Source organism: Nonomuraea sp. bgisy101 (genome assembly GCF_057708945.1).
Genome location: NZ_JBYITD010000014.1, coordinates 23,581 through 41,975, shown reverse-complemented (window position 1 = coordinate 41,975; position 18,395 = coordinate 23,581). Strand labels below are relative to the sequence as shown.

Here is an 18,395-nt window from a genome sequence, read left to right as displayed (position 1 = left end):
CGCCCGCCACCTACCAGGGAGGATACTCGTCGGCGTGGCAGGGACCATCGCTCCCTTCGAAGCTCGGCTCTTCGAGACCGGCGCCCTCAGGGTCGGGCTCGTGGTCCCCGTGTCGGGGGTGCTCGGCCTGGTCGGCCCCTGCGCGATCAACTGCGCGGTGCTGGCCGCCGAGGAGGTCAACAGGTCGGGGGTGAACGGCAGGCCGATCGAGCTCGTGCTGATCGACGGCGGCAGGCCGCCGCGGGAGGTCGCGCGCGAGGTGGGCGAGCTGGTCGCCACGGGGACGATCGAGGCCGTCGTCGGCACCCACGCCTCCGATGTCCGCATGAGCGTCGCCAAGGCCGTCGCCTCCAGGGTGCCGTTCGTGTACGCCCCGCCATACGAGGGGATCGGGGCCGCGCCTGGAATCTACTTCCTCGGCGAGACGCCCGCGCAGCAGCTCGGTCCCGGGCTGTCTTACCTGCGCGGCAGGCGCAGGTGGTTCCTGCTGGGCAACGACTACGTGTGGCCCCGCCTGGTGCACGCCGCCGCCCGCCTCAGGCTCGGTCCCGCCGTCGCGGGCGAGCGCCTGGTCCCGTACGGCAGCGCGACCGCGGCCCTCGACGAGATCGCCAGGCTCAGTCCCGACGCCATCCTGCTCAGCCTCATCGGCAGCGACCTGGTGCGGTTCAACCGCGCCTACGCCGAGAGCGGCCTGACCGCGGCCAGGCTCTGCGGCGCGCTGGAGGAGCACGGCCTGCTCGGCGTCGGCGGCGACGCCACCGGCGAGCTGTACGCCTCGATGGGCTACTTCCACGGGCTGACCACCGACGCGGGCCTGGCCTTCGCCGAGCGCTACGCCGGCCGGTTCGGCCCCGACGCGCCGATGCTCAACGGCCACGGCCACGGCTGCTACGAGGCCGTCGCCATGCTCGCCGCGCTGGCCGTCAGGGCCGGCACGCTCGCCGTGCCCGACGTGGACGCGGTCGCCGACGGCACCACGATCACCAGTGGGCGCGGCCCGATCACCCTGTACGGCAGGCAGGTGCGCCAGCCGGTGCACCTGGCCAGGGCCGAGGGGCTGGACTTCCAGATTGTCTCTTCACGATGAAACCTTTTCTGTGGAAAGCTTTTGGGTATGACCACACCCCCTGAGCCCGAATCCATCGAGAAGTTCGGCTACCGCCAGGAGCTGCAACGCTCGCTCAGCTTCGCCGACCTGATGATCTACGGCCTGATCTTCATGGTGCCGATCGCGCCCTTCGGCATCTTCGGGACCGTCTATCAGGCCTCCGGCGGCATGGTGGCGCTCGCCTACGTCATCGGCCTGGTCGCCATGGCCTTCACGGCCCTGTCCTACGCGCAGATGGCCCAGGCCTTCCCCATGGCCGGATCCGTCTACACGTACGCGGGCCGCGGCATCGCCGCGCCCGTTGGATTCATGGCGGGATGGGCGATCCTGCTCGACTACGTGCTCGTGCCCGCGCTGCTCTACCTGGTGGCGAGCGCGGCCATGAACTCGTTCGTGCCCGCCGTGCCCGTGTGGGCGTGGCTGATCGGGTTCGTACTGCTCAACACCATCGTCAACTACCTCGGCATCCAGATGACCGCGCGGATCACCCGCATCATGCTGGTGGCCGAGCTCATCGTGCTGGCCGTCTTCCTGGTGTGCGGCGCGATCGCGCTGGCCATGGGCAGGGGCACGGCCGGGTTCCTGACACCGCTCTTCAACCCCGACACCTTCTCGCTGACCGTGGTCTTCGGGGCGGCCTCCGTCGCGGTGCTGTCGTTCCTCGGCTTCGACGGCATCTCCACGCTCGCCGAGGAGAGCAAGGAGGACGCCCGCAGGCTCGGCCGCTCGATGGTGGCCGCCCTGGCGCTGGCCGCGGTCCTGTTCGTGGTGCAGACGTGGGTGGCGGCGCTGCTCGTCGTCGACGGGCAGAAGCTGATCGCGGAGGGGGACCCGACCGGCAGCGCGTTCTACGACGCCGCGCGTTACGCGGCCGGCCCGTGGCTGAGCGTCCTGACCGCCGTCGCCACCGCCGTCGCCTGGGGCTTCGCCAACTCCCTCGTCGCGCAGGCGGCCACGTCCCGCCTGCTGTTCGCGATGGCCCGTGACCGGCAGCTGCCGTCCTTCCTGGCCCGTGTCGACCCCCGGCACAAGGTGCCGGTGAACGCCACGCTGGCCGTCGCCGCGGTCTCCCTGATCCTCGGCGTCTACCTCAGCACCCGCGACGACGGCATCCCACTGCTCAGCTCACTGGTCAACTTCGGCGCGATGACCGCGTTCCTCGTCCTGCACGTGTCGGTGGTCGTCCACTACGTCGTGCGCAGGCACAGCAGGAACCTGCTCGCCCACCTCGTCGCGCCCGTCCTCGGCTTCGTCGTCCTGGTCTTCGTGGTGATCAACGCCAGCGTGGCCGCGCAGACGCTGGGCTTCGCCTGGCTCGCCGTCGGCCTGGTGGTCCTGATCGTCACCTATGCCATCGGCCGCAAGCCCACCCTTCCATCGGAGGTGTCGTGAACATCGAGCGAACCCGGCGCAGCGAGCGAAGCGAACGAGGAGTGTGAGCGAGTGGTGAACATCGTCTCCTACCAGCCCACCGCCGACGAGCTGAGCTACACCTTCGGCGGCCGGGCCGCGGTCGGCAAGGTACGGCCCGGCACGATCCTGGAACTGTCGACCGAGGACTGCTTCGGCGGCAGGGTCCGGTCGGTGGGCGACCTGCCGTCGCGGGTGTGCGAGTTCCCCTACCTCAACCCCGTGACAGGGCCGTTCCATGTGGAGGGAGCCGAGCCGGGCGACACTCTCGCCCTGCACTTCGTCTCCATCACACCCGCCCGCGACTGGGCGGTCTCCACGACCTTCCCGCACTTCGGCGCGCTGACGGCCACGCACACCACCGCCATGCTCCATCCGCCGCTGGAGGAGCGCGTCTGGCGCTACGACCTCGACCTGGCCAGGGGGGTGGCGGTCTACCAGGCGCGCAACAGCGACTTCAGCGTCGAACTGCCGCTCGACCCGATGCACGGCACGGTGGGCGTCGCGCCCGCCGCGAACGAGGTCAGGATGAGCATCACGCCGGACGCACACGGCGGCAACATGGACACTCCCGAGCTGCGCGCCGGCGTCACCCTCTACCTTGGCGTCAACGTCGAGGGCGGCCTGTTCTCCATCGGCGACGGCCACGCCCGGCAGGGACACGGCGAGGTCTGCGGGACGGCGATCGAGGCCGCGATGAAGACCGTGGTCGCGGTCGAGCTGATCAAGGGCGTCGCCACTCCGTGGCCACGCCTCGAGGACGATCACCACCTGATGTCCACGGGTTCGGCCAGGCCGCTCGAGGACGCCTACCGCATCAGCCAGCACGACCTGGTCACCTGGTCCGCCTCGCTGACGGGACTGGACGAGCTCGACGCCTACCAGCTCATCAGCCAGGCGGGCGAAGCGCCCGTCGGCAACGTCTGCGACACCAATTACACAATGGTCGCCAAGGTCCCCAAGGTGGTACTCAAGGACCCCGAGGTGTACGGCGCGGCCCACGCCACGCTGTGTGACCTGGCAAAACGCTACAGCGCCCGATAGAGTTCGCAAGATCAATTCTTGGGGGAACGGGTGCTCAGGCTCGTGGTGGCGGCAGGGCTGCTCCTGCCGGCGGGAGAAGCCGCCGTCATGGACGTGAAGGACACGGCAGGCCGGAGCACCGGCGTCTCCGGCTCGAGCGTCTCCGGCCTCGACGTGGCACCGCCGGACGCCGCGCCTCCGGCATCCGGTCTTCCGGCGTCCGGTGTGGCCGTACCCGGTGTTGCGGCATCCGGTCTTCCGGCGTCTGGTGTTGCGGCATCCGGCGTTGCGGCACCAGATCTTCCGGTTCTCCGCCTTTCGGCGCCCGGATTCTCGGTGGCGCCTCCCTTGGCGCCGGAGTCGTCGGTGGCGTCCTCGGCGGCGGGCCGTTCGGTGCCGAATCGCCGGATCCTCACCACGGGCGGCGACCGGCTCGGCTACGCGCCGGTCGCCCGGCCGTACGGGGGGTCGCGCCAGCTCGTGGGGATCCTGGTCAGCCACGACCCCGTCGCCCGCACGGACCTCGTCTGCGGGGCCGTCGTGCTCAGGTCACGCAGCCGCAGCCTGGTCCTGACCGCCGCCCACTGCCTGTACGGCAACGGCCACCGCTACAGCCGTGTCGCCTTCATGCCCGCCTACAACAGCGACGGCACGGGCCAGGCGACGTTCGGCGTCTGGCCCGCCGTGCGCGTCTGGGTGCCCAAGCGGTGGCGTGCCAGGCCGTACTCCGCCGCCCAGCTGCCCTACGACATCGGCCTGGTCGGCGTGGCCGGCGGTGCACGCCAGCTGGAGGAGGTCACGGGCCCTGGGCTCAGGCCGTACCTCACCCGCAAGGGCGGCTCGCTGTCGCGCCTCGAGATGCTCGGCTACCCGATCAGCGGTGTCTACCCCGGCACCGACATGTACCGCTGCGTCGGCGACGCCACCGAGGGCGGTGCCCGCGGGCCCGGCGTGCTCGTCACCCGCAACTGCCACGCCGCCCCCGGCGCCAGCGGCGGTCCCGCCCTGTACGCCGGGGCGGTGGCGGGCGTGGTCTCGTCGTCCAGCCCGATGCGGGACGCGGCGGGGTTCACGGTGATGACGCGGCTGACCCCCAAGCCGTTCGGCAAGCTGTTCGCGGCCGCCGACCGCGCCATGCGCCCACGGACCTTCGCTCCCTGACCCTGCCTCCACTACCCCACAGGCCTCGGGAAGATAACGGGCGCAGGAGACGACGGGCACGCGGCAGACGAAAGGCGCGCGGGAAGGAAAGGCCCTGCGGATGAGGGCGGGCACCCGGCAGACGATGGGCCGGCGCGTCAGGAGACGAGGGCTGCCTGGCGCTCGCAAGCGGCGACGATCTCCTCGCACACCTCGTGCGTGGCCAGCGCGTCCTGCGCGCCCAGCACCTCGCCCGCCCGCACCGCGTCGATGAACGCCATGGTCACCTGCTCGATCCCCCGCTGCCGCGACACCGGCACCCAGTCGGGCCGCCGCGTCAGTGTCTCCCCCGCGGGGCCGTAGTCGACGACGTCGCCCAGGTTGACCACCCGCCGCTTCACGCCCTCGCCCAGCACCTCCAGACTCTCCTCGGAGGCCGCGCCGACCCTGTTCATGACGCCGTGGGCCATGAAGCCCTCTCCCGCCAGCTCCAGCACCAGGTGCTCGACCAGGCCGTCGCGCATCCTGGTGCGGATCCGTGTCTCCGTCACGGGGCCGGGCGCCAGGAACCGCAACGTGTCGACCACATGGATGAAGTCGTCGAACACCGCCCTCCTCGGCGTGTCCGGCATGACGGGGCGGTTCTTCTGCATGAGCACCAGGTGTCGCGACAGGTCGAGCATCCCCGCGTAGCCGGGGGCGTGACGCCTGTTGAAGCCGACCATGAGGGAGACGCGCTCGGCGGCGGCCAGCCGTACCAGCCGGCTGGTCTCCTCGAGGGTGTAGGCGACGGGCTTGTCGACGTAGACGTGCACCCCCGCCCTGAGCAGCGACTCCACGATCTCCGGGTGCGCCTCGGTGGCCGCGTGCACGAACGCCGCGTCGACGCCGGCCTTGATCACCTCCTCGACCGACGTGTACCCGCCGGCAACGCGGTGCGCGTCTTCGAGCCGCCGCAACGTCTGCTCGTTGCGGGTGCACAGGTGCAGGTCGAGGCCGGGCTGGGCGGACAGCACGGGCAGGTAGGCCTTCTCCGCGATGTCACCGAGGCCGATCATGGCAATCTTCATGCACCGAGCGTAGTGCGCCCGCCGCCGCGTGCCCGCCGCCCCGTGCGCGCCTGAAGGGGCCCCGCGCCGCGGGGCCCCTCCTTCCAGGCGGTGCTTACTCGCCGAGTGACGCGCGCAGGGCGTCGTCGATCGGGGTGGGCTTCACCCCGAAGGTGTCGGTGAAGGCCGACGAGTCGAGCACGTACGGCTCGACGAACTGGTAGCGAGTGTGCCGCAGCTCACCGATCAGCGGGTTGACCAGTCCGATCGCCCGCACCAGAGGCCACGGCAGCCGGCTCATCCTGGGCGCGGGCCGTCCGAGGATGCCCGCCATCAGGGAGCCGATCTCGCGGAAGGTGCGCGGCTCGCTCGTCGGCACGTGCCAGGCATCGCCCCACGCCCGCTCGTCGCTCGCCGCGACGATGAGGGCCTCGGCCACGTCCGGCAGGTACGTCCAGCTGTGCGGCACGTCGGCGGGCCACACGAGCGGGATCGTCTTTCCCGCCCTGAGCGGCTTGATGAACCTGTCCCCCAGGAAGGACTGGTCCGTGGCGCCCGGGCCGAAGTAGTCGGAGCCGCGCACCTCGGTCGCCCTGATCCTGCCCGCCCGGTGCGCGGCCTGCATGTCGGTCCACATCTTGGCCCTGACCTGCGCCTTAGGGTTGGTGGACGCCAGCGGCAGATCCTCGGTCATCGGCCCGCTGACGGGGCCGTAGGCGTAGAGGTTGCCCACCGCCGCCAGCACCGCCCCGCTCGACTCCGCGGCCGCCATGAACGAGGCCGCCATCGGCGGCCAGTCGGTGAGCCAGCGGTGGTACTTCGGGTTGACGCAGTTGTAGATGGCGTCGGCTCCCTTGGCGATCTCGGACAGCCTGGCGGCGTCCGCCACGTCGGCGGCGATCTTCGTGGCACCCTCGGGACCGCTGCCCGAACGGGTGACGACCACGACCTCGTGACCCTGCGCGATCAGCTTGCGGGCGACGTGCGGACCGACCTGACCGGCGCCTACGACGACGTGCTTACCCATGATCAACCTGCTTCCTGAGGAACGACGGACAACTTTAGACGCGACTCCCGGGCGGCGGCGCGCCCGGTCCAGGAGGCCCTCACCGTCAGCGCGGGCGGGCCGTGACGGTCAGGCCTGGTGCCAGACGAGGCGGAGGACCGCGTTGACGGCGAAGGCGGCAGCCAGGATCACGGCGGGGGTGAGCGCACCGGCGGCGTAGAGCGCGAGGGCCCCACCGCCGAACCAGGCGATCTCGAACAGGCCCCTTGCGATCCCCGTCAGCGGGTAGGTGGCGTTGGCGCCGCCGCCCGCCGCGAACAGCCCCCACAGCACTCCGAACAGGACAGGCGCGCCCAGACCCGCCACCAGCTTCAGGCCCCAGTTCGAGCCGGTGGTGAAGCCCCAGTAGCCGACCGCGACAAGGACGCTGAGCTCGAGGATGAACATCAGGGCCATGTTGGCGCCCTTGGCGATGGCGAGCATGTGAACCTCTTCGTGAGTGCCGTTCGCTTACGAGAGCAATGCTCTCTCAAGAGAGCGCTATTCGTCAAGAGCAGTGCTCTCGTATTTTGGCGGCGCTCTGGTAACGTGCTTCGCATGACGAGCGCTAGCCGTACCGCCAGAGAACGTGTCCGCGCGGAGCTGATCAGGGAGATCACCGACATCGCCCGGCGTCATCTGTCCACGGACGGCGCGGCGGGGCTGTCGTTGAGGGCCGTCGCGAGGGAGATGGGGATGGTCTCCTCGGCCATCTACCGCTATTTCCCGACGAAGGACGACCTGTTGACGGCGCTCATCATCGACGCCTACAACGCCGTCGGCGAGGTGGTCGAGCAGGCCGACGCGAGCCGCGCCCGGCAGGACTTCATGGGGCGCTGGCTGGCGATGTGCCGGGCGATCAGGGAGTGGGCGCTCGCGCATCCGCACGAGTACGCCTTGATCCACGGCACGCCCGTCCCCGGCTACCAGGCGCCGCAGGACACGATCGACCCCGCGGCCCGCGACGGGATCATGCTCGGCAGGCTGTTCGCGGAGGCCCAGGCCGCGGGCGCGATCCGGATACCCGACGGCACGACCGCGCCCGAGGAGTTCGCGGGCGACGCGGCCGCCCTCAGGGAAGCGGTCTTCCCCGGCCTGCCCGACGAGGGCATCCTGCGCGGGCTGCACGCGTGGACGTGGATCTACGGTGCGGTCAGCTTCGAGCTGTTCGGCATGTACAACAACGTGATCACCGACAAGGCGGCCACCTTCGAGCACGGCGCCATCTCGATCGCGCACTACGCGGGCCTTCGCTGACGGGGACGGTCTCCGGCCGGCGGGCGAGCCGGAGCGCCCGGCACGCAGGAGGACGCCGAAGGGGCACGGCTCGGCGAGCCGTGCCCCTTCGGTGGGAGATCAGGTCAGCGCGAGGCGCGGTTCACCGCCGAGATGATCGCCTTGAGCGAGGCGGTGGTGGTGTTGCCGTCGACGCCCACCCCCCACAGCACCTCGCCGTTGACGTCGCACTCCAGGTAGGAGGCCGCCTTGGCGTCGCTGCCCGCGCTCATCGCGTGCTCCACGTAGTCCAGCACCCGCACCTCGACCCCCAGCGCCGAGATCGCGTCGATGAAGGCCGAGATCGGGCCGTTGCCGGTGCCCGCGACCTCGCGGATCTCCCCGTCGACCCGCACGTCGGCGCTGATCCGGTCCTTCTCGTCGACGGTGGACTCGTGCCGGTGCGCCATCAGGCCGAGACGGCCCCAGCGGTTGGCGGGGTTCGGCAGGTACTCGTCCGTGAAGATCTCGAACATCGCGGCGGGCGAGATCTCGCCGCCCTCGGCGTCGGTGCGGGCCTGCACGACCTTGGAGAACTCGATCTGCAGCCTGCGCGGCAGGTCGAGCTGGTGGTCGGCCTTCATGATGTAGGCGACACCGCCCTTGCCCGACTGGCTGTTGACCCTGATGACCGCCTCGTAGGTGCGGCCGATGTCCTTCGGGTCGATCGGCAGGTACGGCACCGCCCACGTGAACGAGTCGACCGGCACCCCCGCGACGGCAGCGTCGGCCTCCAGGTGCTCGAAGCCCTTCTTGATGGCGTCCTGGTGGGAGCCGGAGAAGGCGGTGTAGACCAGCTCGCCGCCCCACGGGTGACGCGGGTGCACGGGCAGCTGGTTGCAGTACTCGGTGACACGACGGATCTCGTCGATGTCACTGAAGTCGATCTCGGGGTCGACGCCCTGCGAGAACAGGTTCATGCCCAGGGTCACCAGGCAGACGTTGCCCGTGCGCTCGCCGTTGCCGAACAGGCAGCCCTCGATGCGGTCGGCGCCTGCCATGTAACCCAGCTCGGCGGCGGCCACGGCGCTGCCGCGGTCGTTGTGGGGGTGCAGCGACAGGATGATGGAGTCGCGGTTGGCCAGGTTGCGGTGCATCCACTCGATCTGGTCGGCGTAGACGTTGGGGGTGGCCATCTCGACCGTCGCGGGCAGATTGATGATCACCTTGCGGTCGGGGGTGGGCTGCCACACCTCGTTGACCGCGTCGCAGACCTCCACGGCGTACTCCAGCTCGGTGCCGGTGAACGACTCGGGCGAGTACTGGTAGCGGACGTCCACGTCGGAGGCCTCGGCCAGCTTGCGCACCAGCTTCGCACCCTCGACGGCGATCGCGGTGATGCCCTCCCTGTCCATCCCGAACACGACCCGCCGCTGCAGTGTGGAGGTGGAGTTGTACAGATGGACGATGGCCTGCTTGGCGCCCCGGATGGCCTCGAAGGTCCGCTCGATCAGCTCGGGCCTGGCCTGGGTCAGCACCTGGATGACCACGTCGTCGGGGATCCGGCCCTCGTCGATGATCTGTCTGACGAAGTCGAAGTCGGTCTGCGAGGCGGCGGGGAAGCCGACCTCGATCTCCTTGTAACCCATCCGTACCAGCAGCTCGAACATCTTGAGCTTGCGGTGGGAGTCCATCGGGTCGATCAGCGCCTGATTGCCGTCGCGCAGGTCGACGGCGCACCATCGGGGCGCCTTGGCGATGACCTGATCGGGCCAGGTGCGGTCGGTCAGCCTGACGGGCTCGAACGGCTGGTAGCGCTGGAAGGGCATGGAGCTGGGCTGCTGAGCGGTCATTTCACGGTCCTCGTCGGTCGAAAGGAGGCGGCCGACGCGCATGACTCGCTCCGCGACGAGGGAGCCGGCCTTCTAGAGGCCCCCGCCGCGGCAGCTAAGAAGCAGTCCATGCAGCACGTCAAGCACGTTACCAGACGCTCAGGAACGGTTGTGTCAAGGTCTCACATCGCGAGACACGAGAACGGAGAGACAGGTCACGCAGCCTTCGAGCTTCTCGAACTCCGAGATGTCCACCCGGACCACCTTCAGCCCCCGCCGTTCGAGCGAGGCGGCGGTCGCGAGGGCCGAGGCGGCCATCAGCACCGTGTGCCCGCCCAGCAGCACGACGTGGGAGCCAGCCTCCTCCTCCGGGACGAGCAGGTCCGGCAGGTCGACGCACGCGGGGTCGCCGATGAGCGTCCCGTCGGGCAGCGCGGTGACGGCCGACTTCAGGTGGAGCACGCCGCGCATCTCGACGGGGACGACCTCGCGCTCGGGCAGGTGCGCGGCGAGCTGGGCGATGCCCTCGTCGTTGGTCCTGGCCGACCTGCCGACGTAGACGCGCGAGCCGACCTGCAGGACGTCGCCGCCGTCCAGCGTGCCGGGCCCCTCGATGCGCCTGACCTCCAGGTCCAGCTTCCGCACGGCCGCCGCCACCGTCTCCACCTCGGGCCGCCGCTCGGGCGCTCCCGGCCTGGTCAGTACGGCGGTGCCCGCGCTGACCACGACCGCGTCCTCGACGAAGACCCCGTCGGGGAGGTCGTCGGCGCGCTCGACGTGCCGGACCTGCCAGCCGTGCTCGCCGAGCGCCTCGACGTAGCGAGCGTGCTGGCGGGCGGCCAGGTCCGCGTCGACCGGCTCGCGCGCGATGTTCGTGACGATGCCTTCGGCGAGTCGGGGACCAGGCGTTCTGACCAGGGCAATACCAGACATGGGACGATTTCTACCACGCTGTGACTAGAGTCTGATCCATGCAGGACAACGAGATTCTCAGCAGGATCAGCTCCCTCGTATCGGAAGAGCACGAACTGCGCAGCAGGCTCGCCTCGGGCGAGGTGACCACGGACGAGGAGAACGCCCGGGTCAAGGAGCTCGAGGTGTCGCTCGACCAGTGCTGGGATCTGCTCCGGCAGCGCAGGGCCCGCCGCGGTGTGGGCGACGACCCCGACTACGCGGCACCGCGCCCGGCCAACGAGGTCGAGAACTACCAGCAGTAGCGGCGGGCCGCCCGGGCGGAAAATCGATGGCGTTCGCGCAGGTCCGTGCGGTTGCCTGACCTCATGGACATCCAGCGCATCGACTTCGACTCGCCCGGCGGGCTGCTGACCGGGCTCCACGCGGCGCATCTGGCCGCCTACGCCCATCTTCCCGGCCCCAGCATGTCACTGCCGAGCTTCGTCAGGATGGTGTCCCGCGGCGCTCCCGCCACCGTGACGGAGGCGTGGACGGTGGTCGAGGACGGCCGGGTCGTGGCCGGGTACGGCCTGAGCCTGCCGATGGCCGACAACACCCATCTCGGGGTGCTGCACTCGCCCATGGTCGTGCCCGAGCGCCGCCGCCGCGGCATCGGCGCCGCGCTGGTCGGCCACGCCGCGGGCAGGGTCCGCGCGACGGGCCGCCGCCTGCTGCTCGCCGAGGCGGACGCGAGCGACCACGCCGACGGGTTCGCCCTCGCGACAGGGTTCCGGCCCTCGATCGGTGAGGCGCGCAGGGTGCTCGACCTGCGCACGGCCGACTGGGGCGCGCTCGAACGCATGCGGGCAGAGGCCGCGGGGCACGCCGCCGGCTACCGGCTCGAGCGGTGGTCAGGAGCTGCGGGCCCGGAACTGCACGCCGACCTGGCGCTGATGATGGAGGGCATGAACGACGCGCCGCACAGCGACGACGTCGACGGCCTGAAGTGGGACGCCGATCGCGTGCGGCTGGGCGAGGCCATGGACGTCGAGTTCATGCAGCACACCTACTCCACGATCGCCAGGCGGGCCTCCGACGGCGCCGTCGCGGGCTACACCCGCATCTACGTCGATCGCGCGGAGCCGGACGGCTGGGGCCGCCAGGCCGACACCGTGGTGCTGCGCGAGCACAGGGGACACCGGCTCGGGCTGGTGCTGAAGCTGGCGAACCTGTTGTGGTTCCGCGAGATGGAGCCCGAGGTCGAGCGTGTCATCACCTGGAACGCCCGATCCAACGCGCACATGCTGGCGATCAACGAGGCCATGGGATTCGAGCTGCTCGACGAGTGGAACCAGTGGCAACTCGAGGTCTGACCGGACCCGGCCGAAAAATTCATCCTACATTCGGTTGATTTCCGTTGTGTTAAGCGGACGTTAGATAACCGGTCATCCCCCTGGACGGAAGAACCTTCCGCGGAGAGCCTACGACCTGCAACGACTCTCGCAGGAGGTCCCCCTTGACGACACACGCACCCGCGCGCACCCCTTGGAAGGCGGTGCTCGGCGGATCGATCGGAAACCTGGTCGAGTGGTACGACTGGTTCGTCTACAGCAGTTTCGCCGTCTACTTCGCGAGCTCGTTCTTCCCGAAGGGCAACGCCACCGCCCAGTTGCTCAACACGGCGGGCATCTTCGCGGTCGGCTTCTTCATGCGGCCGATCGGCGGGTGGCTGCTCGGCCGCTACGCCGACAGGAAGGGCCGCAAGGCGGCGCTCACGCTGACCGTCACGCTGATGTCGGCCAGCGCGCTGCTGATCGCCATCGCCCCGACCTACGCCGCGGCCGGGTACTTCGGCGCTGCGGTCCTGCTGGTGGCGCGCCTCCTGCAGGGCATCTCGGTCGGCGGGGAGTACGCGGCCAGCGCCACCTACCTGACGGAGGCCACCCCCGCGGGCAAGCGCGGCTTCGCCTCCAGCTTCCAGTACGTCTCGATGACGGCGGGCCAGCTCGTTGGCCTCGGCCTGCAGATCATCCTGCAGAACACGATGACCGAGGAGGCGCTGAAGTCGTGGGGCTGGCGCATCCCGTTCATCGTCGGCGCGCTGGCCGCGGCCGTGGTGTTCTACCTGCGCCGCAACCTCATGGAGACCGAGGTCTTCGACGAGGAGGAGAAGGAGGTCAGGCGCGAGCGCGGCACGCTGCGCCAGCTGTTCACGCACAAGCGCGAGTTCTTCCTGGTCATCGCGCTCACCATGGGCGGCACGGTCGCGTACTACACCTACACGACGTACCTCACCAAGTACCTGTCCAACACCGCGGGCCTGGAGAAGACCACGGCGACGCTGGTCAGCTTCTGCGCGCTGTTCATCTTCATGTGCGTCCAGCCGCTGGCCGGCGCGCTGTCGGACCGGATCGGCCGCCGCCCGCTGCTGATCACCTTCGGCTTCGGCTCGATGCTGGGCACGGTGCCGCTCATGACCGCGCTGTCGGGTGTCACCGGCTTCTGGGGCGCGCTGCTCCTCTCCCTGACCGGCCTGATCATCATCACCGGCTACACCTCGATCAACGCGGTGGTGAAGGCGGAGCTGTTCCCGACGCACGTGCGGGCGCTGGGCGTGGCGCTGCCGTACGCGATCGCCAACGCGCTGTTCGGCGGCACCGCCGAGTACGTGGCGCTGTGGTTCAAGGACAGCGGCATCGAGTCCGGCTTCTACTGGTACGTCTCGGCCTGTGCCGCGGTCTCCCTGGTCGTCTACTTCACGATGCGCGAGACCCGCGACGCGGCGCTGTCCTCCCGCGAGCAGGCCGAGCCCCCAGCTCGTCCGCGCGTAAGGAGGAGACCCAGGTTCAGGGACGAGACCCAGGAACGAGGCCCGGGAGCGACATGATGGAACGACGAACGCGTGCGACAGACCGCCGCGAGCCCGTGGTCCCCACCACGCGTTCGTTGTCACTACGCTCCTAACATGCGAGTTCTCCTCGTCGAAGACGACGACCGGCTCGCGGCCGCCCTGACCACGGCCCTGTCGCGGCATGGTCACCAGATCGTGCGCGCGGGGCTCGCGGTCGACGCCCTCCGTCTCTCGGGGGGCGTCGACTTCGTCCTGCTCGACCTCGGCCTGCCCGACATGGACGGGCTGGAGGCGTTGCGCCGCGTCCGCCGGGTCTCGGCCGTGCCGATCATCGTGGTCACCGCCCGCACGGACGAGCGCGAGATCCTGCGGGGCCTGCGCTCCGGCGCCGACGACTACCTGGTCAAGCCCTTCCGTACGGCGGAGCTCATGGCCCGCATGGAGGCCGTCGTGCGCCGCGGCACCCGCCCCATGCCGGTGAGGGACCATGTGATCACGGTCGGCGACGTGCGGATCGACCTGGGGACCCGCCAGGTGAGCGTGGGCGGCGAGCCGGTGACGCTGACCAGGCGGGAGTTCGACGTGCTCGCGCTGCTGGCCAGGGAGCCCGGCGTGGTGCGCAGCCGCGAGGAGATCCTCGACGAGGTGTGGGGCGACCCGCTGCTGTCGGCGTCCCGCTCGCTGGACGTCCACGTCGCGGGCCTGCGGTCCAAGACCGGGCGGCCCGGCCTGGTCGAGACGCTGCGCGGCACGGGTTACCGGCTGGGCGGGCAGTGAGACACCGCCTGGTCGTCACGTTCACCACGCTGATCGTGTTGATGATCGCGGCGCTGGCCGTGCCCCTCGGGATGGCCTACGCCTCGCACCGCACCAACCGGCTGCTGCTCGACCGCCGCGCCGACGCCACCCGCTTCGCCGAGCTGGCCGACCAGGCCGCGCGGGAGGGGGACAGGACGGCGCTGAGGGCGGAGGTCATCCGCTACGCCGACCTGTACGGCGCCGCCGTACAGGTCAGGGACCGCGACGGCGCGAGCCTGGTCGACGCCGGTGACATGAGCGCCGACACCTCGGCCGCGGTCCGCCTGGCGCTGTCCGGGCAGACGACCGAGGATCTGCCGACGATCAGCCCGTTCGGGCCCGACCACGTGCTCATCGCCGAGCCGGCGGGCCGCGACGCGCAGCTGTCGGGCGTGGTGCTGCTGCTCGCACCCACCACGCAGGCGCGCGCCGACGTCTCGCTGGTGTGGGCGGGGCTCGCGCTCGGCGCGCTCGTGGCGCTCGGCTACTCGGTGCTGGCCGCCAGGGGGCTGGCCAGGTGGATCCTGCGGCCCGTCACCGAGCTCGACCGCACGACGCAGGCGATCGCCGAGGGCCACCTCGACGCCCGCGCCCACCCCGGCGTGGGCCCCACCGAGCTGCGGCGGCTCGAAGAGCGGTTCAACGCGATGGCCGACGCGGTCTCCACGACGCTCGACCGGCAGCGCGCCTTCGTGGCCGACGCCTCGCACGAGCTGCGCACCCCGCTCACCGTGCTGTCGCTGCGGCTGGAGAACCTGGAGCCGCATCTGAAGGACGAAGGCTCGATGGAGTTCGAGGAGGCGCTGGCCGAGGTCGACCGGCTGGCCGGCCTCGTGGAGGACCTGCTCGCGCTGGCCAGGGTCGAGGCAGGCGCGGTGACCCAGCAGCTCGACGCGGTCACCTCGCTGGGGCCGCGGCTGGCGGGCTGGAGGGAGGTCTACACCGCCAAGGACCTCACGCTCGACGTCGATCTGGGGCAGGACGACGCCGCGGTGCCGGAGGCGGCCGCCAGGGTCGCCGACATCGCGCTGGACAACGCGCAGAAGTTCGTCCATCCAGGGGGCACCGTCACCGTCACGCTGAAGGACGGGGTGCTGCGCATCGCCGACGACGGCCCCGGGCTGCCGGAGGAGGAGCGGGCGCAGGCGCTCGGCAGGTTCTGGCGGGCGGGCACGCACGCGAACGTGCCGGGCAGCGGGCTCGGCCTGGCCATCGCCGCCGAGCTGGCCAGGGCGTGCGGGGCGACGCTGGGCCTGGCGGCCAACGAGCCGCGCGGCTTGGTGGTCGAGCTGCGGCTGGCTCAGCCGTACACGGACCTGTAGTAGCGGGCGGCCCCCGGGTGCAGGGGGACGGCGCCCGTGCCGATCGCGTAGCGCTTGTCGAGCCGCCCGCCTGGCGCGTCGGGAGCTTCGAGCCTGTCGCGGCTGGCGAAGAGGGTCTCGGTGACGGAGAACGCGATCTCGTCGGCGAGCCCGGCCCTGCACACCAGGTAGCTGGGGGTGCCGACAGTGGGCACCGGTGCCGGCTGGGCGTACTCCTCCGCCGGGACGATCGCGCTCTCGTAGAGCGGGCCGTACTGCCTGCGCAGCGGCGCGACCAGGTAGTCGAGCGGCAGGAGCCTGATCGGGTGCGCGCTGGTGACCAGCGCGGGCGTGGGCACGCCGCCCGACCAGAAGAAGGCGTCGACCCCGCCGACGGCCAGCGCCCTGAGCGACTCGTCCAGGCCGAGCCGCGAGGTGCGGGCACGCTCCTTGAGCGCGGCCTTGGCCAGCACCCGCTCGGCGGTGAAGGCGGTGCCCGAGCCGTCCGCGCCCGTCGAGACCGCGCGGCCCGCCAGGTCCTGGATCCTGGTGATGGCCGAGTCCTTGCGGACGACCAGGTGGACGTAGTTCATGTACATCCTGGCCAGCGCGGAGACCGGGTCGTGGCGCACCCGGACCGCCTCGTCGGCGCTGTCGGCGAGCGACAGGCCGAGATCGGCCCTGCCGTCGGCGAGCATCGCGAGGTTCTCGATGCTGGCGGCGGTCCGCAGCACCGTGACGCCGAAGCCACGTCGCCGCAGCTCGGCGGCGAGCCGGTCGCCCAGCACCTCGTATGGACCGCCGACGGGACCTGTGGCGATGCGCAGCCTGGCCGTCTCGTCGGGGCCGGCCGCGCAGCCCGCGGCCAGCCCCGCCGCCAAGGCGAGGAAGGCGCGGCGGGTGACGGACATGCCCCCAAGGTATCCGGTCACACCGCCGAAAGCCCCCTGACCTGCTGTTGCCGTCCGACCGGCAGGAAACCCGCGGGCCGCCTGAGCAGGGCTTCGAGCGAGGGGAGGATCTCCAGCCGGAGTCGATTGCCGACACTTGTTCAGACAAGAGGTGCACACTTGTCCAGCTAGAGGCGATGACGACTGGTCAATCTGCGTACATCTGGTCTTTACTCTCGTCATGGATGCTTCCTCCATGCGCAGGACTCTCTCCATCGCGGCCTCCCTCCTGGCCGCACTCTCCCTCACGGCGGCCGCCCCCGACGGCACGCTGACCCCCGTCTCCGCCTCGGTGAAGGCGGGCGACCCCATCCAGCTCCGCTACTCCACCCCCGCGCCCGACCCGAAGAACTGGATCGGCCTCTACACCGACCCCGGCAACGGCCCCGTCGACCAGAAGTACGTCGGCCCCTCCCTGAAGTGGGTCTACGTCCGCGAGAGCAGCGGCACGGCCTCCCTGGACACCGACGGCCTCGAGCCGGGCAACTACGTCGCCTACGCGCTGGCCAAGGACGGCTACCAGTGGCTGGCCGATCCCGCCAAGCTGAGGATCGTGAGCGACCAGCCCCTCCACTTCGTCACCGGCTCGATCCCGCTGCGCAACGCCCGCGCCAAGAGCCCCTACTCCGCGACCGTCCACGGCCTGGTCAGGGGCGAGGTGACCGGATTCCGCAAGGTCAGCGGGCCCGGCTGGCTCGACGTCGGCCATGACGGCACCATCACCGGCACCCCGCCCGCCTCCACCTCCGCCAAGACCGTCACGGCCACCGTCGAGGCCGCCAACGCGGCGGGCGAGACCGCCACGACCCAGGTCAGCATCAGGGTCAGGCCGCCCGGCGCGCCGCTCGTGCCCGAACTGAAGGCGCTCAGCTGGAACCTCTGGCACGGCGGCACCCAGGTGCGCGGCGGCAGGGAGAAGCAGCTGAAGTTCCTGCTCGACCACGACATCGACGTGGTCGGCGTGCAGGAGAGCAGCGGCACCTCGGCCAAGGACCTGGGCGAGGCGCTCGGCTGGGACTACCACCAGGCCGGCCCCGACGTCGGGGTCATCAGCCGCTACCCGATCACCTCACGCGGCCCGCTGCCGTCGGAGTCGGGGCTGCCCGCCTCCAACGTGCGGATCAGGGTCGATGACCGGCGCGGCAGCGAGGTGGCGCTGTGGAACGTCCACCTCGGCTACACCCCCTACGGCCCCTACGACGCGTGCTTCGGCAAGTACCCGGTCGACAGGCTCATGGCCAGGGAGGCCGAGTCCGGCCGTACCGCGCAGATCGAGGGCGTCATCAAGGCGATGAAGGGCGACCTGGCCGCCTCCGAGCGCACCCCCGTCCTGCTCATGGGTGACTTCAACGCCCCCTCCCACCTCGACTGGACGCCCGCCATGCGGAAGTGCGGCTACGACTCGGTGGCCTGGCCCACCTCCGTCGTCCCCGAGCGGGCCGGGCTGAAGGACTCCTTCCGCGTCGCCCACCCCGACCCCGTGGCCGAGCCCGGCACCACCTGGTCGCCGATCTACACCACGTTCACCGGCGGCTACGGGCACGACTCCCACAAGGGCGAGCCGGAGCCGCAGGACCGCATCGACTTCATCCACTACAAGGGCGGCCTGCGCGTCCAGAGTTCGGCCGCGGTCGTCGAGGGCACTCCCGCGCCGATCCCCGGCCACAAGGACAACGCCTGGACCTCCGACCACGCGGCGGTGCTGACGGTGTTCTCGCTCCAGTAGCGCGAAACCTGTCCGACACGGCCGCGCAACGCCTGGGAAACCGCGCCTCT

Annotated in this window: 17 protein-coding genes; 11 read left to right on the top strand and 6 right to left on the bottom strand. The window is 70.7% G+C overall.

The annotated features are described in order from the left end of the window. Nucleotides 1-34: 34 nt before the first annotated feature. The 4 genes from AC3EO4_RS25860 (at nt 35) to AC3EO4_RS25845 (ending at nt 4,705) form a co-directional block, all read left to right on the top strand. Nucleotides 35-1,090: a substrate-binding domain-containing protein gene (locus AC3EO4_RS25860; RefSeq protein WP_431898263.1), complete on the top strand. Its 1,056-nt coding sequence runs from the start codon at nt 35-37 to the stop codon at nt 1,088-1,090. 27 nt (nt 1,091-1,117) lie between these two features. After that, nucleotides 1,118-2,503 (top strand): APC family permease, encoded by a 1,386-nt coding sequence (locus AC3EO4_RS25855; protein ID WP_431898261.1) that lies wholly within the window; start codon nt 1,118-1,120, stop codon nt 2,501-2,503. Nucleotides 2,504-2,554: 51 nt separating this feature from the next. After that, nucleotides 2,555-3,565 (top strand): acetamidase/formamidase family protein, encoded by a 1,011-nt coding sequence (locus AC3EO4_RS25850; RefSeq protein ID WP_379578269.1) that lies wholly within the window; start codon nt 2,555-2,557, stop codon nt 3,563-3,565. 315 nt (nt 3,566-3,880) lie between these two features. Beyond that, nucleotides 3,881-4,705, top strand: coding sequence for a trypsin-like serine peptidase (locus tag AC3EO4_RS25845; RefSeq protein ID WP_431898258.1), 825 nt, complete (start codon nt 3,881-3,883; stop codon nt 4,703-4,705). 137 nt (nt 4,706-4,842) lie between these two features. Here the strand turns inward: AC3EO4_RS25845 and AC3EO4_RS25840 are convergent, their stop codons facing one another. From AC3EO4_RS25840 to AC3EO4_RS25830, 3 genes are all read right to left on the bottom strand, one after another. Beyond that, entirely contained in the window at nt 4,843-5,754 is a 912-nt protein-coding gene (locus AC3EO4_RS25840) for a Gfo/Idh/MocA family protein (RefSeq protein WP_431898256.1), read from the bottom strand. A 94-nt stretch (nt 5,755-5,848) separates the two neighbouring features. Beyond that, nucleotides 5,849-6,760, bottom strand: coding sequence for an NAD-dependent epimerase/dehydratase family protein (locus tag AC3EO4_RS25835; protein ID WP_431898254.1), 912 nt, complete (start codon nt 6,758-6,760; stop codon nt 5,849-5,851). A gap of 108 nt (nt 6,761-6,868) precedes the next feature. After that, a complete protein-coding gene (locus tag AC3EO4_RS25830; protein ID WP_379578277.1) occupies nt 6,869-7,222 on the bottom strand; it encodes a YrdB family protein in 354 nt (117 codons plus the stop codon). 114 nt (nt 7,223-7,336) lie between these two features. Between AC3EO4_RS25830 and AC3EO4_RS25825 the strand changes: the two genes are divergently transcribed. After that, a complete protein-coding gene (locus AC3EO4_RS25825; RefSeq protein WP_379578278.1) occupies nt 7,337-8,035 on the top strand; it encodes a TetR/AcrR family transcriptional regulator in 699 nt (232 codons plus the stop codon). A gap of 104 nt (nt 8,036-8,139) precedes the next feature. Here AC3EO4_RS25825 and leuA read toward each other — a convergent pair whose 3' ends face one another. Both leuA and ddaH read right to left on the bottom strand, forming a co-directional pair. Continuing rightward, a complete protein-coding gene (gene leuA / locus AC3EO4_RS25820; protein WP_431898251.1) occupies nt 8,140-9,846 on the bottom strand; it encodes a 2-isopropylmalate synthase in 1,707 nt (568 codons plus the stop codon). 153 nt (nt 9,847-9,999) lie between these two features. Beyond that, a complete protein-coding gene (gene ddaH, locus AC3EO4_RS25815) occupies nt 10,000-10,758 on the bottom strand; it encodes a dimethylargininase (RefSeq protein WP_379578282.1) in 759 nt (252 codons plus the stop codon). A 38-nt stretch (nt 10,759-10,796) separates the two neighbouring features. Between ddaH and AC3EO4_RS25810 the strand changes: the two genes are divergently transcribed. The 5 genes from AC3EO4_RS25810 (at nt 10,797) to AC3EO4_RS25790 (ending at nt 15,690) form a co-directional block, all read left to right on the top strand. Continuing rightward, the gene (locus AC3EO4_RS25810; protein ID WP_379578284.1) at nt 10,797-11,042 is read left to right on the top strand and encodes a DUF2630 family protein; all 246 of its coding nucleotides are present in this window, start codon (nt 10,797-10,799) and stop codon (nt 11,040-11,042) included. 63 nt (nt 11,043-11,105) lie between these two features. Then, nucleotides 11,106-12,092, top strand: a complete 987-nt coding sequence (locus AC3EO4_RS25805) for a GNAT family N-acetyltransferase (RefSeq protein WP_431898248.1) — start codon at nt 11,106-11,108, stop codon at nt 12,090-12,092. Between the two features lie 143 nt (nt 12,093-12,235). Continuing rightward, the gene (locus tag AC3EO4_RS25800) at nt 12,236-13,606 is read left to right on the top strand and encodes an MFS transporter (RefSeq protein ID WP_431898246.1); all 1,371 of its coding nucleotides are present in this window, start codon (nt 12,236-12,238) and stop codon (nt 13,604-13,606) included. A gap of 78 nt (nt 13,607-13,684) precedes the next feature. Further along, nucleotides 13,685-14,347: a response regulator transcription factor gene (locus tag AC3EO4_RS25795; protein ID WP_431898244.1), complete on the top strand. Its 663-nt coding sequence runs from the start codon at nt 13,685-13,687 to the stop codon at nt 14,345-14,347. Further along, the gene (locus tag AC3EO4_RS25790; protein ID WP_379578292.1) at nt 14,344-15,690 is read left to right on the top strand and encodes a sensor histidine kinase; all 1,347 of its coding nucleotides are present in this window, start codon (nt 14,344-14,346) and stop codon (nt 15,688-15,690) included. The genes AC3EO4_RS25795 and AC3EO4_RS25790 overlap by 4 nt, the downstream gene beginning before the upstream one ends. Here AC3EO4_RS25790 and AC3EO4_RS25785 read toward each other — a convergent pair. Next, complete coding sequence (locus AC3EO4_RS25785) at nt 15,669-16,580, bottom strand: TAXI family TRAP transporter solute-binding subunit (RefSeq protein ID WP_431898241.1); 912 nt, start codon at nt 16,578-16,580, stop codon at nt 15,669-15,671. The genes AC3EO4_RS25790 and AC3EO4_RS25785 overlap by 22 nt on opposite strands. A 235-nt stretch (nt 16,581-16,815) precedes the next feature. Here AC3EO4_RS25785 and AC3EO4_RS25780 point away from each other — a divergent pair, with 235 nt between their 5' ends. Further along, nucleotides 16,816-18,345 (top strand): endonuclease/exonuclease/phosphatase family protein, encoded by a 1,530-nt coding sequence (locus AC3EO4_RS25780; RefSeq protein ID WP_431898240.1) that lies wholly within the window; start codon nt 16,816-16,818, stop codon nt 18,343-18,345. Nucleotides 18,346-18,395 lie beyond the last annotated feature (50 nt).